The organism is Octadecabacter sp. SW4 (assembly GCF_008065155.1).
Lineage (GTDB): Bacteria > Pseudomonadota > Alphaproteobacteria > Rhodobacterales > Rhodobacteraceae > SW4.
Genome location: NZ_CP042819.1, coordinates 657,107 through 674,299, shown reverse-complemented (window position 1 = coordinate 674,299; position 17,193 = coordinate 657,107). Strand labels below are relative to the sequence as shown.

16 protein-coding genes are annotated in these 17,193 nt (G+C 60.4%); 5 read left to right on the top strand and 11 right to left on the bottom strand.

The features are described from left to right. Window positions 1-4: 4 nt before the first annotated feature. The 4 genes from FTO60_RS03415 to FTO60_RS03400 form a co-directional block, all read right to left on the bottom strand. Complete coding sequence (locus FTO60_RS03415) at window positions 5-820, bottom strand: TolB family protein (protein WP_148054657.1); 816 nt, start codon at window positions 818-820, stop codon at window positions 5-7. After that, window positions 817-1,851, bottom strand: a complete 1,035-nt coding sequence (gene mgrA, locus FTO60_RS03410) for an L-glyceraldehyde 3-phosphate reductase (protein WP_148054656.1) — start codon at window positions 1,849-1,851, stop codon at window positions 817-819. The genes FTO60_RS03415 and mgrA overlap by 4 nt, the downstream gene beginning before the upstream one ends. Window positions 1,852-1,975: 124 nt before the next feature. After that, entirely contained in the window at window positions 1,976-3,541 is a 1,566-nt protein-coding gene (locus tag FTO60_RS03405) for a sodium:alanine symporter family protein (RefSeq protein WP_148054655.1), read from the bottom strand. 13 nt (window positions 3,542-3,554) lie between these two features. Next, window positions 3,555-3,995, bottom strand: a complete 441-nt coding sequence (locus FTO60_RS03400) for a universal stress protein (RefSeq protein WP_148054654.1) — start codon at window positions 3,993-3,995, stop codon at window positions 3,555-3,557. Between the two features lie 299 nt (window positions 3,996-4,294). On the opposite strand from FTO60_RS03400, the gene ettA reads away from it, so the two are divergent. Further along, window positions 4,295-5,950, top strand: a complete 1,656-nt coding sequence (gene ettA, locus FTO60_RS03395) for an energy-dependent translational throttle protein EttA (protein WP_148054653.1) — start codon at window positions 4,295-4,297, stop codon at window positions 5,948-5,950. A gap of 623 nt (window positions 5,951-6,573) precedes the next feature. On the opposite strand, the gene FTO60_RS03385 is transcribed toward ettA, so the two are convergent. Then, window positions 6,574-7,116: a PhnA domain-containing protein gene (locus FTO60_RS03385; RefSeq protein WP_368074260.1), complete on the bottom strand. Its 543-nt coding sequence runs from the start codon at window positions 7,114-7,116 to the stop codon at window positions 6,574-6,576. A gap of 240 nt (window positions 7,117-7,356) precedes the next feature. On the opposite strand from FTO60_RS03385, the gene FTO60_RS03380 reads away from it, so the two are divergent. Then, window positions 7,357-7,563, top strand: coding sequence for a cold-shock protein (locus FTO60_RS03380; protein ID WP_148054651.1), 207 nt, complete (start codon window positions 7,357-7,359; stop codon window positions 7,561-7,563). A gap of 67 nt (window positions 7,564-7,630) precedes the next feature. On the opposite strand, the gene trxA is transcribed toward FTO60_RS03380, so the two are convergent. Next, on the bottom strand, window positions 7,631-8,059 hold the full coding sequence (gene trxA / locus FTO60_RS03375; RefSeq protein WP_148054650.1) for a thioredoxin: 429 nt from the start codon (window positions 8,057-8,059) through the stop codon (window positions 7,631-7,633). A gap of 101 nt (window positions 8,060-8,160) precedes the next feature. On the opposite strand from trxA, the gene FTO60_RS03370 reads away from it, so the two are divergent. Beyond that, complete coding sequence (locus FTO60_RS03370; RefSeq protein WP_148054649.1) at window positions 8,161-8,703, top strand: DUF4329 domain-containing protein; 543 nt, start codon at window positions 8,161-8,163, stop codon at window positions 8,701-8,703. A gap of 24 nt (window positions 8,704-8,727) precedes the next feature. Here FTO60_RS03370 and FTO60_RS03365 read toward each other — a convergent pair whose 3' ends face one another. Both FTO60_RS03365 and FTO60_RS03360 read right to left on the bottom strand, forming a co-directional pair. Next, window positions 8,728-8,931, bottom strand: a complete 204-nt coding sequence (locus FTO60_RS03365) for a dodecin family protein (RefSeq protein ID WP_148054648.1) — start codon at window positions 8,929-8,931, stop codon at window positions 8,728-8,730. A gap of 63 nt (window positions 8,932-8,994) precedes the next feature. Next, complete coding sequence (locus tag FTO60_RS03360; RefSeq protein WP_148054647.1) at window positions 8,995-9,633, bottom strand: arylesterase; 639 nt, start codon at window positions 9,631-9,633, stop codon at window positions 8,995-8,997. Window positions 9,634-9,685: 52 nt separating this feature from the next. Here FTO60_RS03360 and FTO60_RS03355 point away from each other — a divergent pair, with 52 nt between their 5' ends. Continuing rightward, window positions 9,686-10,354 (top strand): ABC transporter ATP-binding protein, encoded by a 669-nt coding sequence (locus FTO60_RS03355; RefSeq protein ID WP_148054646.1) that lies wholly within the window; start codon window positions 9,686-9,688, stop codon window positions 10,352-10,354. Next, window positions 10,351-12,861: an ABC transporter permease gene (locus FTO60_RS03350; protein ID WP_148054645.1), complete on the top strand. Its 2,511-nt coding sequence runs from the start codon at window positions 10,351-10,353 to the stop codon at window positions 12,859-12,861. Before FTO60_RS03355 ends, FTO60_RS03350 begins: the two co-directional genes overlap by 4 nt. A gap of 98 nt (window positions 12,862-12,959) precedes the next feature. On the opposite strand, the gene FTO60_RS03345 is transcribed toward FTO60_RS03350, so the two are convergent. Genes FTO60_RS03345 through gltX form a run of 3 tightly spaced genes read right to left on the bottom strand, consistent with a single transcriptional unit; the run spans window position 12,960 to window position 17,135 of the window. Beyond that, entirely contained in the window at window positions 12,960-14,357 is a 1,398-nt protein-coding gene (locus tag FTO60_RS03345) for an MATE family efflux transporter (RefSeq protein ID WP_148054644.1), read from the bottom strand. Then, the gene (locus FTO60_RS03340) at window positions 14,347-15,804 is read right to left on the bottom strand and encodes a pyridoxal-dependent decarboxylase (protein ID WP_148054643.1); all 1,458 of its coding nucleotides are present in this window, start codon (window positions 15,802-15,804) and stop codon (window positions 14,347-14,349) included. Before FTO60_RS03340 ends, FTO60_RS03345 begins: the two co-directional genes overlap by 11 nt. A gap of 8 nt (window positions 15,805-15,812) precedes the next feature. Further along, the gene (gene gltX, locus FTO60_RS03335) at window positions 15,813-17,135 is read right to left on the bottom strand and encodes a glutamate--tRNA ligase (RefSeq protein ID WP_148054642.1); all 1,323 of its coding nucleotides are present in this window, start codon (window positions 17,133-17,135) and stop codon (window positions 15,813-15,815) included. Window positions 17,136-17,193 lie beyond the last annotated feature (58 nt).

The following is a 17,193-nucleotide window of genomic DNA, read 5'->3' as shown; positions in this document are numbered from 1 at the left end:
CGTCTTAGAATAGATAGCGCACAAAGGCAAAGGCACCACTGTCGGGGGCCCAGCTTGGCACGTTGATCGTGCCTTGGCCGCCGTGTAGATCGACCAGTTTTCGTGATCGCCCGCCACGTGCCGACATGATCCGCAACGCCACATCCAGCCCCGCGGGATGCCCCTTTGTGCCTGCCGGATAAGCCAGATAAACTACATGTTCACCATCAGGCGACGGGTGGGGAAACCAATTCACAGCCGCGTCATCCGTCATCCGCTCGGGCGTGCCGCCATCAGCCGGAATCCGCCACAAATCGACCGCGCCATCGCGCTCGCCATTGAACCATATCCATTTGCCGTCCGGCGCGTAGTCCGGCCCGTCCACATGATCGAAATCCGCCGTCAGCAGGGTCTCGTCGCCCCCGTCAATGCCAATCGTATAAACGCCGAACGGGCCATTGCGGGTGCCGACATAGGCAAGCCTTGCACCATCGGGCGACCAACCGTGCCAATAGCTTGGCACATGTGCGGTCACGCGCTTTGGCGCGCCGCCCCCCACGGGCAACGTATAAAGACACGACCCATCCGTTTGCGCCCCGTCCGACACCACCAACAATGTGCCACAGGGCGAAATCCCGTGATCATTGTTGCAATCTGTGGCCGCGCCCGTATCAATCTGCACCAGTTCGGGCGCGGCCAGATCAACGCGAAACAAGCGCCCGCCGCCATTCACAATCAGATACCCATCAGGATGCCAGTTCGGAGCCTCGATATGCCCCTCATGGGCCAATACAACGGTGACATTCCCGTCCAGATCGCAGGTGCAAAGCTGCGAGATCATCCTTCCAGCTCGGCCGAACTGGCCCAAAGGTTGATCTTTTCCTCGTCGGCATATTCGTCAATCAACGCCAGTTCTTCGGCGCTGAACGTCAGGTTGGCCACGGCGCCTGCACAATCAATTACCTGTTCGGGTTTGCTTGCACCAATCAACGCGCTGGTGATCCCGCCGTTGCGCAGCACCCAGGCAATCGCCATCTGCGCCAATGTCTGACCGCGACCGGCGGCGATATCATTGAGCTTGTGAATATTCGTGATCGCGCGTTTGGACAGCAAACCCTGATCCAGCGATTTGTCCTGTGCGGCGCGACTGTCCTCGGGGACGCCACCCAGATATTTCTTGGTCAGCATGCCTTGGGCCAGCGGCGTGAAGGCGATCGAGCCGACACCCAATTCCCGTAGCGTTTCTTTCAGGCCGTCCCGTTCGACCCAGCGGTTCAACATGTTGTAGGACGGCTGGTGTATGACGCAGGGCGTGCCCAGGTCACGCAAAATCGCCACGGCCTGACGGGTGCGTTCCGAATTGTAAGACGAAATACCCACATAAAGCGCACGCCCCGAGCGCACGATATAATCCAGTGCGCCCATCGTTTCCTCAAGCGGGGTATCGGGATCAAAACGGTGCGAATAAAAGATATCGACGTAATCCAGCCCCATGCGTTTCAACGACTGGTCACAGGACGCAATCAGATACTTGCGGCTGCCCCATTCGCCATAGGGGCCATCCCACATCTCGTAACCGGCCTTGGAGCTGATGATCAATTCATCACGGTAAGGCTTGAAATCCTCGGCCATGATCGACCCGAACGCATGCTCAGCCGATCCCGGGGGCGGGCCATAATTGTTGGCCAGATCAAAATGCGTGATCCCGTGGTCAAAGGCCGCATGGCAAATCTCGCGCTTGGTCTGGTGCGGAAAATCATGGCCAAAATTATGCCACAACCCCAGCGACACAGCCGGAAGTTTCAGCCCCGAATTACCGCAACGGCGATAGGGCATCTTTTCATAGCGATCAGCGGCAGCAACATAGGTCATCGGATTTCCTTTCATGGGATGCGATAAATGGGCCATGCGCAACGGACATTGTCAAATGCCAACAAAAAGGGGTGCGCCAGTTTCCCGGCACACCCCGATCACTGGGTAATGAAACGTCGCGAACCTAGTGTTCGAACTTCTTGATCTCGCCCGACTTGAGCCGGTCGAAATAGCTGTTCATCTCGCGCTTGACGATGGGCATCAGGGCATAGAGCGCAGTAATGTTCACCACGGCCATCGCAAAGATCATCGCATCAGAAAAGTCGATGACAGCGCCCAATTGGGCCGCCGCACCAACCACGATGAACAGACAGAAGGTCACCTTGAACACGTTTTCCTTGGTCTTGCCCTCACCCACCAGATAGGTCCAGGCCTTAAGGCCATAATAGGACCATGTGATCATCGTCGAGAATGCAAACAGCACCACCGCCACGGCTAGCACATAGGGGAACCATGCAAAGCCCGCGGCAAAGGCCGCCGATGTCAATTGCACGCCCGAAGACCCGTCAGCCGTCTGAATCGACGTGCCTGCTTCGGTCAGCACATAAAGGCCCGTCGCCTGATCGACGACCAGCACACCGGAAATCGTGATGACAAGTGCAGTCATGGTGCAGATCACCACAGTGTCGATAAAGGGTTCCAGTAGCGACACGATGCCTTCGGTCACCGGCTCTTTGGTGCGCACAGCCGAGTGTGCGATGGCCGCAGACCCCACGCCGGCCTCGTTGGAAAACGCCGCCCGCTTAAAGCCCTGAATCAACGCCCCGACAAAGCCGCCCGCGACACCCAGACCGGTAAACGCACCCGCCCAGATTTGCCCGAACGCCCAGCCGATCTGGTCATAATTGACCAACAGGATCACGATGGCCGCGGCGACATACATGATCCCCATGAAGGGAACGACCTTTTCAGTCACCTGCGCAATCGATTTGATACCGCCGACAATCACCATGAACACAACTACCGCAAACACGACACCGGTAATCCAGCCGGGATAGTCGCCGACAATACCGGCTATCTGCGCATGGGCCTGATTGGCCTGAAACATGTTTCCGCCACCCAGCGCGCCACCGATCGTGAAGATCGAAAAGATCACCGCCAGCACAGCGCCACCGGGCAGGCCACGTTCCTTGAAGCCCTTGGTCATGTAATACATCGGGCCGCCCGAAACGCTGCCATCGGCATATTCGTTGCGGTATTTCACGCCCAACGTGCACTCGGTGAATTTGGATGCCATCCCAAGAAGGCCCGCAAGGATCATCCAGAATGTCGCGCCCGGGCCACCAATGCCAACGGCCACGGCCACGCCGGCAATATTGCCCAGACCCACCGTGCCCGACAGCGCCGTCGCCAGCGCCTGAAAGTGGCTGACTTCACCTGCATCATTGGGATCGGAGTAATCACCTTTCACAAGGCTGATCGCATGCCCAAAGGCGCGCACCTGGATCGCGCCGAAATAAACGGTAAAGATCGACGCGGCCACCACAAGCCACATCACGATCCAGGGAAATGATGCCCCCGCCACCTCGAAGGGCAGCGGCGAAAAAATGAGATTCACAAACCAACCCGTCGAGGATGCGAACACATCGTTGACGCGCTGATCAAAACTTGCGGCTGTCTCTTGTGCCAGCGCGGCGACCGGAGAAAGCAAGGCAGCAGTCGCCGCCAAAGCGATTGAATACTTTTTCATGATCGGCTCCTGATTATGGGATGATTGTGACGGGCACCTGCGACGTCGCGACAAGTCGCCCCGTGACACCACCAAAGATGCGCTCTTTCAGACCGCGCGCGCCGGTCCGGCCTACGATGATCTGCAAGGCGCCGTTTGCCGTAGCCAGGTCATCCAGAATATCTGCCGCATCGCCGTGCCGCACCAGACCTGACGCCGCAACGCCATCCTTTTTTGTCGCCGCGACCGCCGGATCAATGACCCGCTCTTTCGCAGTGGCGATTTCCTCTTCACGCCGCTTGTGACGCATCTCGTTTTCTTCCGGTGTCTGGAACGAAAACGGCGACCACTCGATCACGAAACAAAGCATGATTTCACAGTCGCCGATCAGTTTCGCCTGCGCCTTGGCATAGGCAAGCGCCTTTTCTCCGGAAGGTGACCCATCAAGGCCGACCACCAATTTGTTTTTGGACATTTTGTTCCCTGTCGCTGTTGGTTCCGATCAAATGTGCCAAGGCTTCTGTGGCCCTGTGACCCGATCATCATACCGCGAAACCGGCATCAAACGCGAAAAAGTTGTGATTGATAGCAATTACAGTCCATATGGGCCGCCCATGTTGAAATATCAGCGTGATTGAAGTGCCATTGCTACATTAACGGTTCTTTTCACTTTTACCGCAAGACCGCACTTCGCCAGGGACGTCACCTGCGCACATTGCTACTCACCGTTGGAATCGCTAGACGCGGATCAAACCGGAATGACGGAGAATCCCAATGGCCAGCTATCAATACGTCTACTTCATGGACGGCGTGTCCAAAACCTATCCCGGCGGCAAGAAGGTGTTTGAAAACATCCGCCTCAACTTCCTGCCCGGCGTGAAAATCGGCGTGGTCGGGGTGAACGGCACCGGTAAATCCACACTGATGCGGATCATGGCCGGTCAGGACAAGGAATTTCAGGGCGAGGCATGGGCCGCAGAAGGGGCCACCGTCGGCTATCTGCCGCAGGAACCGGAACTCGATGCCGCCCTGACGGTGCGCGAAAACGTCATGCTGGGTGTCGCCGCGAAAAAGGCCATTCTGGATCGCTACAACGAATTGGCAATGAATTATTCCGACGAAACCGCTGATGAAATGGCCAGGCTGCAAGACGAAATCGACGCGCAGAACCTTTGGGATCTGGACGCGCAGATTGACGTCAGCATGGAGGCCCTGCGCTGCCCCCCCGATGATGCCGATGTGACCACGCTTTCGGGCGGTGAAAAGCGCCGTGTGGCCCTGTGTAAACTGCTGCTTGATGCGCCCGACATGCTGCTGCTTGACGAACCGACCAACCACCTTGACGCCGAAACGATCGCCTGGCTGCAACAGCACCTCATTGATTACAAAGGCACAATCCTGATCGTTACGCACGACCGCTATTTCCTCGATGCGATCACCGGATGGATTCTTGAGCTCGACCGCGGATCAGGCATTCCGCACGAAGGCAACTATTCAAGCTGGCTCGAAGCCAAGGCAAAGCGCCTTGCCAAAGAAGCCAAAGAGGACAAATCCAAGCAGAAAACCCTTGAGCGCGAACTTGAATGGATGCGTCAGGGCGCCAAGGCCCGTCAGGCGAAATCCAAGGCCCGGATCACCGCCTATAACGACCTTGCCAACCAGTCCGAGCGCGAAAAAATGGGTCGCGCCCAGATCATCATTCCCAACGGTCAGCGCCTTGGCAACAAGGTGATCGAGGTGAACGGCATCTCCAAACACATGGGCGACAAGCTGTTGATCGAAGACCTGTCGTTTGACCTGCCGCCCGGCGGCATCGTCGGCGTGATCGGCCCCAACGGCGCCGGGAAATCGACACTGTTTTCCATGCTGACAGGCCAGTCCGACCCGGATTCCGGCACCATTGAACTGGGCGACACCGTGCAACTTTCCTACGTCGATCAATCGCGCGATGCCCTGGACGCCAACGCGACCGTCTGGGAAGAAATCTCAAGCGGTGGCGAGATTATCCAACTGGGCGACGCGCAGATGAATTCGCGCGCCTATTGCTCGGCGTTCAACTTCAAGGGCGGCGATCAGCAGAAAAAGGTCGGCATCCTGTCGGGCGGCGAACGCAACCGCGTGCACATGGCCAAGCTTTTGAAATCAGGCGGAAACGTCCTGCTGCTTGACGAACCAACCAACGACCTCGACGTCGAAACCCTGCGCGCCCTCGAAGACGCGCTGGTCGATTTCGCAGGCTGCGCCGTGGTCATCTCGCACGACCGCTTCTTCCTCGACCGGATTTGCACACACATCCTTGCTTTTGAGGGCGAAGGCCACGTTGAGTGGTTCCAGGGCAACTTTGAAGACTACGAAGAAGACAAGAAACGCCGGTTAGGGGCCGATGCGATGGAACCGAAACGGATGAAGCATAAGAAGTTTGTGCGGTAGGTTGTTACCAGCTCCGTGGGGCGGGACTTGTCCCGCCTTACCCCTGACCACCTCACGCCACCCACCTTCCCGCCGCAATTTCACGATGCACCGACGAAAATGCCCATTCCTCCGGCCGCGCTACCAACCCGTGCTTCACCGGATTCACATGACAATACCGGATATGCGCGTTCAAATCTGCCGCGTCGCGGATGTGGTGCTCCCAAAAACGGCGTTGCCAGACGCCACTTTCACCGCGCCGTGGCGGGCCGAGTTGCCCGCGTTGTGATTGGGCAGGCGGGACAAGTCCCGCCCTACAGGCGTCACGGGAAAACCGCGCTTTGATGCGGCCCCAGCGTTGGGAAAAATTTGGGTCTGCTGTCGACATCTTCCAAACCGCATGCATATGATCCGGCAGGACCACCCATGCAAAGATATCGAAAGACCGATCGCGCTGTGTGACGCGCACCGCATTCCGCAAGATTTCAATGTAATCTACCAGCGCTGTCGATTTCCGATCCGCAAGGCAGACCGTGAAAAACACAGGCACGTTCGGCTGACTCGGGCGTCGATAATTGGGCATGATCCAACCCAACACGAATACGGTTAACAAACCATGTAGGGCGGGACTTGTCCCGCCACGCCTACTTGCGCTTTACGAATTCCGTCAGAATAACAATCCGCTGCCCTTCAATGCGCCCTTCGATGTGGCCTGCGTTGTCCGGCACCAGCGAGATCGAGCGCACTGCGGTGCCGCGTTTCGCGGTAAATCCTGCGCCCTTAACTGGTAGGTCTTTGATCAAAACAACCGTGTCGCCGTGGTCCAGCCGCATCCCGTTGCTGTCCACATGCACGACCTCGGCAGCACCCGTATCGGCGGCGCGCGCGGCCACGTCGGGGTCCATCATCATGCCTTCGCGCGCCTCACTGGCCCACGCCTCCGCGATCTCGCCCAATTTGCGCCAGACGGCGATCTGCACGGATGGCACGCCGGACCAGGCCGCGCCCTCAAGGCAGCGCCAGTGTGCGGCGGGCACGTCACCCTCACCGCGGCAGGCGGGGCAAAGCAGCACTTGATCGTCACCCGTTACGTCAACACTCGCCAATTCATCCGCCGCGCCGCAAAATTCGCAAACACCGCCCGCGCGGTCCATCAATTCATCCCAGCGCACTGCAAATCCTTCCAAAATACCTTGTGCGCATGTCGCATTGCGCTGCGCCAAAGGGCAAGGCGCAAATCCGCGCAAACCCCGCAACAGACTCAAAAACCCTTGCTTTTTCTGCAAAACGTCGCCATATGACCCTCGCGAACGTTATTCTATCTCGACCCCTGTCTTCCTTCATAGGCTACAGTTCTTCGATCTAGCACTGACTACGCCAAGGCTGCCGCACTCTCGCGGGCAGCGTTTATGTAAGGAAAAGACACGATGGCTAATGGCACCGTGAAATGGTTCAACTCAACTAAAGGTTTCGGCTTTATCGAGCCCGAAGGCGGTTCTAAGGACGTATTCGTCCACATCTCCGCAGTCGAGCGTTCCGGCATGACCGGTCTGGCTGATGGCGCGAAAGTTACTTTCGACATCGAAGCTGGCCGTGATGGTCGCGAAAGCGCCGTGAACCTGGCTCTGGCCTAAATCACGCGCCCCCTCGGGGATCGCTAAGATACGAAAAGGGGCAGCACCGCGCTGCCCCTTTTTGCGTTCATAGCCCCTTGACCCAATCGGTAATAGCGCCCGCACTCACGGCCCCTGACTGACGCTTGACCTCGCGCCCGCCCTTGAAGGCGACCATCGTCGGGATACCGCGAATACCATAGCGCTGGCCTGCGGATTGATGTTTCTGAGTATCGAGCTTGATCAACCGTGCTTGGCCCTTCAGCGCGTTTGCGGCCTTGGCAAACTCGGGCCCCATCATTTTGCAGGGGCCACACCAGGGCGCCCAGAAATCCACGACCAGCGGCACATCGTCAGTTTGCGCGGCCTTGACCAGCGTCGCCAAATCCACATCGACCGGCGCATCGGGCATCAAGGGGGCCTTGCATGTCCCGCATTTTGGCCCCGCCGCAAGTTTATCAAACGGCACGGCGTTGGTTTGCCCGCAGGACAGACAGGTGATTTTCTTACCAGCCATTTTTGGTCTCCTAGATATATGCCAAAATTAAAATATGTCTCATGCGGCTTTTTGGCAAGGGACCATTGCCAACGGCCGAAAGCGCGGGAATACTTGGGTGCATGTTGAAATTCCTTCTCCCGCTCGCTCTGATTGCCAGCCCTGCCATCGCACAGGACAACACCGGTGAATCCACAGGTGATGGCGAGGAACTCGCCTTTATCATGGATTTATTCGCCGAGCTGCAACCGCGCTCGGTCACCGAAAACCGCGAATTATGCGGCTATATCGGCTACAACCGCTTGGGCGAATTGCGTGCCACCCGGATCATGGAGGGTGATGAGGCAAGCTGCCTGCTGCCCAACTGGCCGATCAAACTGACCGTGATCGCGTCCTTCCACACGCACAGCACCTTCAGCCGCGATTACGATTCCGAAGTGCCATCAGTCATAGATATTGAAACCGATGAATCGAGTGGCATTGATGGCTATGTGGCCACGCCGGGCGGGCGCCTGTGGTATGTCGATACCGATACCATGACCGTCAGCCAGATCTGCGGGATCGGCTGCCTGCCGCAAGACCCGGCATTTCTGGCCGCAGCAGACGGGGCCGTGCGCGCCAGTTATACCTACCGGGGCTTACAAAAACGCGCCGCGATGCGCTAGACGCCGTGTCTGCGCCTTTGCCATTCAGTCCTTCAAGACAAAGGTCACGCGCAGGACAACGCGGTATTCATCGACCTTGCCGTCCTTGACCGTGACTTTCTGGTCGGCGACCCACGCACCGGTCACGCCGTTCAGCGTTTTGCAGGCCTCTTTGATGCCTTCCTCGACAGCATCGTCAAACGACTTGCCCGAGGATGCGATGATTTCAATAACCTTGGCGACAGACATGGAACTCTCCCTGAAATGAAACGTTGAACGCCCAGCTTAGCAGGGCTGGACGCCGCATACAGATCACTGCGCGGAAACACGCGCAACAAATGCCAGCACCTCGGGGCCAAGGGCCTCGACGATCGCGTTCACACCCGCCGGATTGGGATGAATCCCGTCGCGTTGCATGAAATTGCGCACCTTCTCCCGGCTGCCCGCTGCGTCCAGCAACCCCTGGAAATAGCGCGGCACCAGTTGCACGTCGAATTCCGCGGCCAACGCAGGATACATGGCATCAAAATCCGCCTTGTAGTCCGGGCCGTAATTGTTGGACGCAGCGATCCCGATCAACAGAACCGCGACATCGGCATCCGCCGCCGCCTGCAAAATCCCGCGCAGGTTTTCACGGCTCACCGCCGGATCAATGCCGCGCAGGAAATCATTGCCGCCAAGGGTGACAATCATCCCATCCACCTCCGGCGTCAGGGTCCAGTCCACGCGAGACAGCCCACCCGCCGTCGTATCCCCCGACACGCCCGCGTTGATCAGCACGACATCCGCACCCCTCGCGCGCAACCACGCCTCAAGCTGGGGCACCAGACCATCCGCGGTGTCCAACCCGTAGCCCGCCGTCAGACTGTCGCCCAAAGCGGCAATTGTTACCGGTTCGGCCTGCGCCAACGTGCCAAAGGTAAAAATCGTGGCAATTCCAAGGTTGCGCATCCCCCGCACTGCCCCATATCCAAAGGTGCGAAGCCATTGAAAGCCCTTGCTGATGTCCGAACCGATCCTGTCGCTGAATGATGTGTCCCTGTCCTTGCGCGGCAATGCGGGGATGGTCGATATCCTGCGCGGCATCTCGCTGGATGTGGCCGCCGGGGAAACTTTGGGGCTGGTCGGGCCAAGCGGGTCTGGCAAATCGTCACTCCTCATGATCATGGGCGGTCTGGAACAGGCCACCAGCGGTTCAGTTCAGGCGTTGGGGCGCGATATGACCCACTTGGGCGAAGACAACCTTGCGCGCCTGCGTCGGGATAATATGGGGGTGGTGTTCCAGTCCTTCCACCTTATTCCCACGATGACGGCTTTGGAGAATGTCGCGACCCCGCTGGAACTGGCGGGCCACCGCGATGCTTTTGCCCGCGCCGAGGCTGAATTGGCCGCTGTCGGCTTGCAGGATCGCGCGGGCCATTACCCCAACCAGCTCTCGGGCGGGGAACAACAGCGCGTCGCGCTGGCCCGCGCCGCCGCGCCGCGCCCAAAACTGCTGCTGGCCGATGAACCCACCGGCAATCTGGATGAAACCAACGGCGCGGCGATCATCGACCTGCTGTTTGATCTGCGCGACCGGCACGGTGCAACCCTGATCCTCGTGACCCATGCGCCGGAACTCGCCAGCCGGTGCGATCGCGTGATTTCCCTGCGTGACGGGCGCATTGCATGAGCCTCGCGCTTGCCTTTCGCTTTGCACGCCGCGAATTGCGCGGCGGACTGCGCGGATTTCGTATTTTCCTTGCCTGCCTTGCCTTGGGTGTGGCTGCCATTGCCGCCGTCGGTACCGTGCGCGCCGCAATCGAGGCGGGTCTCGCAGCCGAAGGTGCCTCCCTGCTGGGGGGGGATGCCGAGGTCGAATTTACCTACCGGTTCGCCCGTGACGACGAACTGGCATGGCTGAACAGCATCGCCACCCAAGTATCTGAAACCGTTGACTTTCGCTCCATGCTGGTGGTGCCGCGCGATCCGGTCGAACGGGGGCTGACGCAGATCAAGGCGGTCGATAGCGCCTATCCGCTGGTTGGCGCGGTCACGCTTGATCCGCCCATTCCCCTGCCACAGGCGCTGGCGGATTACGGTGCAGTCATCGAACCGCTGCTGGCTGATCGGCTCGCGCTGAACGTCGGCGATACCATCCGTCTTGGAACGCAGGATTTCACCCTGCGCGCGATCCTGACGCGCTATCCCGATAACGGCTCGGCGGGTTTTGGCCTTGGCCCGCGCACGATTGTGCGCACCGTTGATCTGGCCAACTCCGGCCTCATCGCCGAGGGCACGCTGTTTCACACGCAATACCGCCTGACCCTTCCCGCCAATGCCGATCTCGCCACCCTTGAAGGCGAAGCCCAAGACAGGTTCCGCGACAGCGGTCTGCGGTGGCGCGATGCCCGCGAAGGGGCGCCCGGTGTCGCGCGTTTCGTTGACCGGATCGGTGCATTTCTGGTGCTGATCGGGCTGTCGGGGCTGGCTGTTGGCGGCGTGGGTGTCTCGGCCGCCGTGCGGGCCTATCTGTCGGGTAAATCCGAAGTGATCGCGATCCTCAAGACCCTTGGCGCAACGCGCAGTACGATCTTTCAAACCTATTTCCTGCAAATCGGCGCGCTCACGCTCCTTGGCGTCACGCTGGGCGTGATCCTTGGTGGTGGCATCCCGCTTCTCCTCGCGCCCCTGATCGCGGCGAACCTGCCCCTGCCAGCCGAATTTACGATCTACCCCGCCCCCTTGGCCGAGGCGGCGCTTTACGGCACCCTCTCGGCCCTGATCTTCACGCTCTGGCCGCTTGCGCGGGCCGAGGAAACCCGTGCAGCGACGCTGTTTCGTGATGCCTTTTCAGGTGGGCGCACCCTGCCCGCGATGCGCTATGTTTTCGCCACGCTGGTGCTGGTCGCTGTCCTGTTGGGCGCTGCTGTCACCCTGTCGGGCACGGCTTTTCTGACGTTGTGGACCGCAGGCGGGATCGTCTTTGCGCTAGGCTTGCTGGGCGTCAGCGCGCTTGTGGTGCAACTTGTCGCACGCGCGGCGCGGCGCGGCGCACGGGGTTTTCCCGCGACCCGCATGGCGCTTGGTGCAATCGGCGGACAACGGGGCGAAGCGGCATCAGTCGTGCTGTCGCTTGGTCTGGGTCTGGCGGTGCTCGCCGCTGTTGGCCAGATCGACGGCACCCTGCGCAATTCGATCAGCAATGAACTCCCCGACATCGCGCCCTCGTATTTCTTTGTCGATATACAGCCCGACCAGATTGACGGGTTTCGCGCCCGCCTTGCCGATAATGCTGCCGTCAGCCGCGTCGATAGCGCACCCATGCTGCGCGGGGTGATCACGCAGATCAACGGCGCACCGGCGCGCGAATTTATCGATCACTGGGTGATCCGCGGCGACCGCGGCATAACCTACGCGGCCGCACCGGGAACCGACACAACCATCACCGCAGGGCAATGGTGGACGGCAGATTACGATGGCCCGCCGCTGGTGTCCTTTTCCGCCGAGGAGGCCGAAGAAATGGGCCTGTCACTGGGCGACACGATCACCGTCAATATCCTTGGGCGCGACATCACCGCGACGATCGCAAGCTTCCGCGAGGTTGATTTTGGCACCGCCGGAATCGGGTTCGTCATGTCGATGAATCCCGCTGCCTTGGCCGGCGCACCACATAGCTGGATTTCCACCGTCTACGCCGAACAGGACGCCGAAGCCGCGATCCTGCGCGATTTGGGCAACAGCTATCCCAACATCACCGCGATCCGTATCCGTGACGCAATTGATCAGGCCGTCGACCTGCTGGGCGGGATCGCCACCGCCACCCGTTATGGCGCCTTGGCGACGCTGATCACCGGCTTCCTTGTGTTGATCGGTGCGGCGGCGGCGGGCGAACGTGCGCGCACCCAAGAGGCCGCGATCCTGCGCACGCTTGGGGCGACGCGCGGGTTGATCCTGCGCAGTTTCGCCCTGCGCGCGCTGATTCTTGGAGCGGCAGCGGGCGGTGTGGCGCTGGCAGCCGGGATTGCGGGCGGCTGGGCCGTCAGCACGTTCATCATGGAAACGGACTATACCGTGATCTGGACCTCGGCCGGGGCAATCATCATTGGCGGTATCCTCGCGGTGCTGGCCGCCAATCTGGTCTTCGCCTGGCGTCCCCTGGCCGCGCGCCCTGCCCGCGTGTTGCGCGCGCGCGAATAGCCAGCGACCCCTGGGGTGCCATGCTCCACGCCAATCTATCTGCCTGCCCGGTCCCTGACGGCACGGGAACCGCGTGTTGCGGACGGACCCCTGAACAGCTAGCGACGCGCGTGCAGCAACCCCAAAAGCCGTGCCTGTCGCGCAAACGGCTTGGGGTATTCATCGGCGTCCCCCTTGCGGATCACGCGCAGCGCCAGCACTAGTGCCAACGCCGCGAACACAACACCACCGACGGCCTGACCGATCAAGACGCCCGGCGCGCCCCACCACATCGCCCCGACGATCACAAACGGAATGGTGCCCAACGTATGCCGTCCCCAATTCACGACCGTCGAATAAAACGGATGGCCAAGGTTGTTGAATGCGGCATTGGCGACAAAAATCACCCCGTTGAAAAAGAACAACAAGCTAAGCGGACCCGCGAACAGAAACACCAGCGTGCGTGCCTGCCCGTCCAGCACGAACAGCCATTCAAGCGGGCCGCGCAGCAGGAACAACACGACCGAGACAACCACAACCACCACGCCCGCAAACAACAACCCGTCAAAAAAAGTCCGTTGCACGCGCGCATTCTGCCCTGCGCCCGCGTTCTGGCCAATGATCGGTCCTATCGCGCCAGACATCGCAAAGATCACACCAAAGGCGACAGGCGTCATCCGCGCGACGATCGCCATGCCCGCAACCGCCTGTTCGCCGTAAGCCGCCATCGCGCGCGTGACATAGGCCTGCCCGATCGGTGTGGCCAGTTGCGTCAAGACCGCCGGGACGGCAATCGCCAGAATGGGCGTCAGGTCCAGATGGATCGAAGCCATGGTCGGCCGCCCGAACCCGCCATGATGACGCATGATCGGCGCCAAGGCGGCAGCCGCCATCGCAAAGCGCGCGGAAACGCTTGCCATCGCGGCCCCTGTCAATTCAAGGTCGAGCCCAAAAATAAGGATCGGATCCAGAACGGCGTTGATGATCGCCCCCCAGATGGTGGCCATCATCGCGCGGCGCGCATCCCCATGCGCACGCAAAATCGCGCCGCCCACCATGCCGATCAACAGGAACGGAAGCGATGGCACAACAATCGCCATGTAGTGGACCGCCAATTCAAGCGTATCGCCCGTCGCGCCCATCAATCCCGCCAGGGCGGCAAGATTGGCCCATACGATGGCCGCGAACACCGCGCCAAACACCACACCATAGATAAGCGCGTTGGTGGCACGACGGCGCGCCAGATCCGTATCACCCTGCCCCAATGCGCGGGCCACCAATGCGCCCGCCGCAATCGCGACACCGATGCCAAAGGACGACGTAAAAAACAAAATCGCGCCGGCATAGCCCACGGCTGCGGCCAGTTCCGCCTTGCCAAGCATCGATATGAAAATCATATCAACGAAATCGACCATGAACACGGCCATCAACCCAAGGCTTGCCGTCAAAGCCATCACCGTGATGTGGCGCAGTGGCAAACCCGTCAAAAAGACGGCTTGGGGTGCTTCAGACGCCATTGGCCACTTCCTCACGGATCGCGTTCAGCAGCACCTCCATATCGCGAAACTGCGTGCGATGGTTGGTGATATTGACACGGATCGCGGTTTTCCCGCCCAGCCGGGTGGTCGAGGGCGCGGCGATCCCGCTGACCTGCAATGCAACAACGATCCGGTCGTTCAGGGCGTCCAGTTCGGCAGCGTCCAGTCCCGCGGGCACCGCGCGAAAACAGCAGATGTTCATCGCCACGGGGGCCAGCCGTTCAAACCCCTGATCCCCGTCAACCAACCGCCCAAGATAGGCCGCCTGGTCGCAGTTCTGCGTGATCAGCGCGCCGATCTTGTCGGGTCCGTGTTCATTCAGATGCGCCCAGATTTTCAACGCACGAAACCCGCGCGACAGTTCCGGTCCATAATCCACGGGCCACGGGTTGCCCGAAGCCAGCCCGTCGGTTGCGGGCAACAAATAGTCGGGCCGGTCGGAAAAGGCGCGCCGATGGGCGTCCTCGTCGCGGATCAGCACAAAGCCCGCATCATAATTCACATGCGCCCATTTGTGGAAATCAAACGCCAGCGAATCCGCCCGTTTGATCCCTGTCAGGCGATCCCGCAACCGGTCACTCAAGACGCCCAGCGCGCCAAATGCCCCGTCGATATGGAACCAAAGGTTTTCGGCGGCGGCGATATCGGCAATGCCGTCCAGATCGTCAATCGCGCCCACATTCACGGCCCCTGCCGTGCCAACAACGGCAAAAGGCTGCAAGCCCGCTGCGCGATCCGCGGCAATCGCTTGGCGTAGCGCCTGCAGGTCCATTTCATAGATATCCGTCACCGGAATCCGGCGCAGGGAATCCGCCCCAAGCCCCAGCATATCAAAGGCCCGCGCGACGCAGGAATGCGACTGATCCGAGGTATAGCCAACCAGCTTGCCCGCCTGCACACCCGTCTTGCGCACGTCAAACCCCAGCGCACGGTCACGCGCGGATTTCAGCGCGATGATGGTCGCGATGGATGTGCCCGACACGACCAATCCGCTGGAATTTTCCGGAAAACCAAACAGGCGACGCACCCAGTCCACGACCTGCTTTTCGATATACATCGCCCCGTGATCGCGCCCGCCAAGGTTGGCGTTCATCGCGGCCGCAGCAATATCAGCGACCATATTCGAAGGCGTCCCCGCACCATGCACCCAACCGAAAAAACGCGGATGGGTATTGCCCACACCATGCGGCAGCAGTGCGGTGATCTGCGCGTCAGTGGCCGCAGCGCCGCGCCCTTCAGCAGGCAATGGCCCGCGCAACGCCGTCTTCATCTCCTCGGGAACCGGCGTCCAGACGCGGCCATCGCGCGCGCCCTGCATCTTGTCCACGGCGGCGTCCAGCATCGCATGGGCGCGGGCGCGAAACGCGGCCCAATCTTCAGGATCAAGCGAGGGCACAGTCGTATCCGGTGTCTTGTCAGCGCCCATTCCGCCCCCTATCCGATCCGTGGTTTGACCTGCATCAGCGGCATGACATCCGCCATTTCCGGCCCGCGATCCCGGCCCGTCACAGCACGGCGCAGCGGCATGAACAGCCCCTTGCCCTTGCGGCCCGTGGCCTCCTTGACGGCGCTGGTCCAATCGGCCCAGGTCGTTGGCGCATATGGTGGGTCGCCCAGCAACTCCAGAGCCTGCGCGACAAATTCGGCGTCCTCGGGGGCGACCTTGGCGGGGGTGCCGTTCTGGAACAAATCCCACCAGGGGGCCATGTCATCCACAGCGTCGATGTTGTCATGGACAACGGCCCAGAACGCCTCGGCCGTGTCGGCGGGCACGCCAAGTGCGGCGATGTGATCAGCAACCTCGGCGTAGGGGCGCGCCGCCAGCCAGCGCGCGCTTAGCGGGACCAGATCATCGGCGTCGAATTTCGTCGGCGCAGACCCGAACTTGCCAATATCAAAGCCAGCGACGACGTCAGCCACCGTTTCACGCAATTCCACCGGATCAGACGACCCAAGCCGCGCCATCAGCGACAGGATCGCCATCGGTGCGATCCCCCTGGCGCGCAGATCGCGCAGCGCGAGCGTGCCAAGGCGTTTGGACAGGGCCTCGCCCTGCGGCCCGGTCAGCAGCGAATGATGCGCAAAGCGCGGCACCGTGCCGCCCAAGGCGGTGATCATCTGAATTTGCGTGGCCGTGTTGGTGACATGGTCAGACCCGCGCACCACATCGGTGATACCAAATTCCGTGTCATCCACGACCGAGGCCAGCGTGTATAGAATCTGTCCATCATTCTTGAACAACACCGGATCAGACACCGAGGCCGCATCAATCGACAGATCGCCCAATATGCCATCGGTCCAGGTGATCCGCTCAAGGTCCAGCTTGAACCGCCAGTGCGATCCGCGTTCGGCGCGCAGGGCATCCTTTTCGGCGTCGGTCAGGGCCAGTGCGGCACGGTCATATACCGGCGGTTTGCCCATATTCAGCTGTTTCTTGCGTTTGAGGTCCAGCTCGGTCGGGGTCTCGAAACATTCATATAGGCGGCCCATCTCGATCAGGCGGGCCTTGGCGGCGGCGTATTGATCCATCCGCGCGGACTGGCGTTCAACGCGGTCCCATGTCAGGCCCAGCCATTCCAGATCGGCCTTGATCCCGTCAACATAATCTTCTTTCGAGCGTTCAGCGTCGGTATCGTCAATCCGCAGGATGAACGTGCCGCCTTGCTGACGGGCAATCGCATAGTTGAACAGCGCCGCGCGCAGGTTGCCGATATGCAGATAGCCGGTGGGGGACGGGGCAAAGCGGGTCGTGGTCATGGTGGTCTCCTATATGCGCGAGGCTCTTTCATAGTGGCGCGCAATTGTCCATATGAAG

What these genes read in the sequence shown, in the direction of transcription:
- FTO60_RS03340 (WP_148054643.1), bottom strand. Translation starts at nt 15,804, where the DNA reads ATGGGCGCTGACAAGACACCGGATACGACTGTGCCCTCGCTTGATCCT.
- trxA (WP_148054650.1), bottom strand. Translation starts at nt 8,059, where the DNA reads ATGGCTGGTAAGAAAATCACCTGTCTGTCCTGCGGGCAAACCAACGCC.
- FTO60_RS03370 (WP_148054649.1), top strand. Translation starts at nt 8,161, where the DNA reads ATGTTGAAATTCCTTCTCCCGCTCGCTCTGATTGCCAGCCCTGCCATC.
- FTO60_RS03350 (WP_148054645.1), top strand. Translation starts at nt 10,351, where the DNA reads ATGAGCCTCGCGCTTGCCTTTCGCTTTGCACGCCGCGAATTGCGCGGC.
- FTO60_RS03400 (WP_148054654.1), bottom strand. Translation starts at nt 3,995, where the DNA reads ATGTCCAAAAACAAATTGGTGGTCGGCCTTGATGGGTCACCTTCCGGA.
- FTO60_RS03360 (WP_148054647.1), bottom strand. Translation starts at nt 9,633, where the DNA reads ATGCGCAACCTTGGAATTGCCACGATTTTTACCTTTGGCACGTTGGCG.
- gltX (WP_148054642.1), bottom strand. Translation starts at nt 17,135, where the DNA reads ATGACCACGACCCGCTTTGCCCCGTCCCCCACCGGCTATCTGCATATC.
- mgrA (WP_148054656.1), bottom strand. Translation starts at nt 1,851, where the DNA reads ATGACCTATGTTGCTGCCGCTGATCGCTATGAAAAGATGCCCTATCGC.
- ettA (WP_148054653.1), top strand. Translation starts at nt 4,295, where the DNA reads ATGGCCAGCTATCAATACGTCTACTTCATGGACGGCGTGTCCAAAACC.
- FTO60_RS03415 (WP_148054657.1), bottom strand. Translation starts at nt 820, where the DNA reads ATGATCTCGCAGCTTTGCACCTGCGATCTGGACGGGAATGTCACCGTT.
- FTO60_RS03380 (WP_148054651.1), top strand. Translation starts at nt 7,357, where the DNA reads ATGGCTAATGGCACCGTGAAATGGTTCAACTCAACTAAAGGTTTCGGC.
- FTO60_RS03405 (WP_148054655.1), bottom strand. Translation starts at nt 3,541, where the DNA reads ATGAAAAAGTATTCAATCGCTTTGGCGGCGACTGCTGCCTTGCTTTCT.
- FTO60_RS03345 (WP_148054644.1), bottom strand. Translation starts at nt 14,357, where the DNA reads ATGGCGTCTGAAGCACCCCAAGCCGTCTTTTTGACGGGTTTGCCACTG.
- FTO60_RS03355 (WP_148054646.1), top strand. Translation starts at nt 9,686, where the DNA reads ATGTCCGAACCGATCCTGTCGCTGAATGATGTGTCCCTGTCCTTGCGC.
- FTO60_RS03365 (WP_148054648.1), bottom strand. Translation starts at nt 8,931, where the DNA reads ATGTCTGTCGCCAAGGTTATTGAAATCATCGCATCCTCGGGCAAGTCG.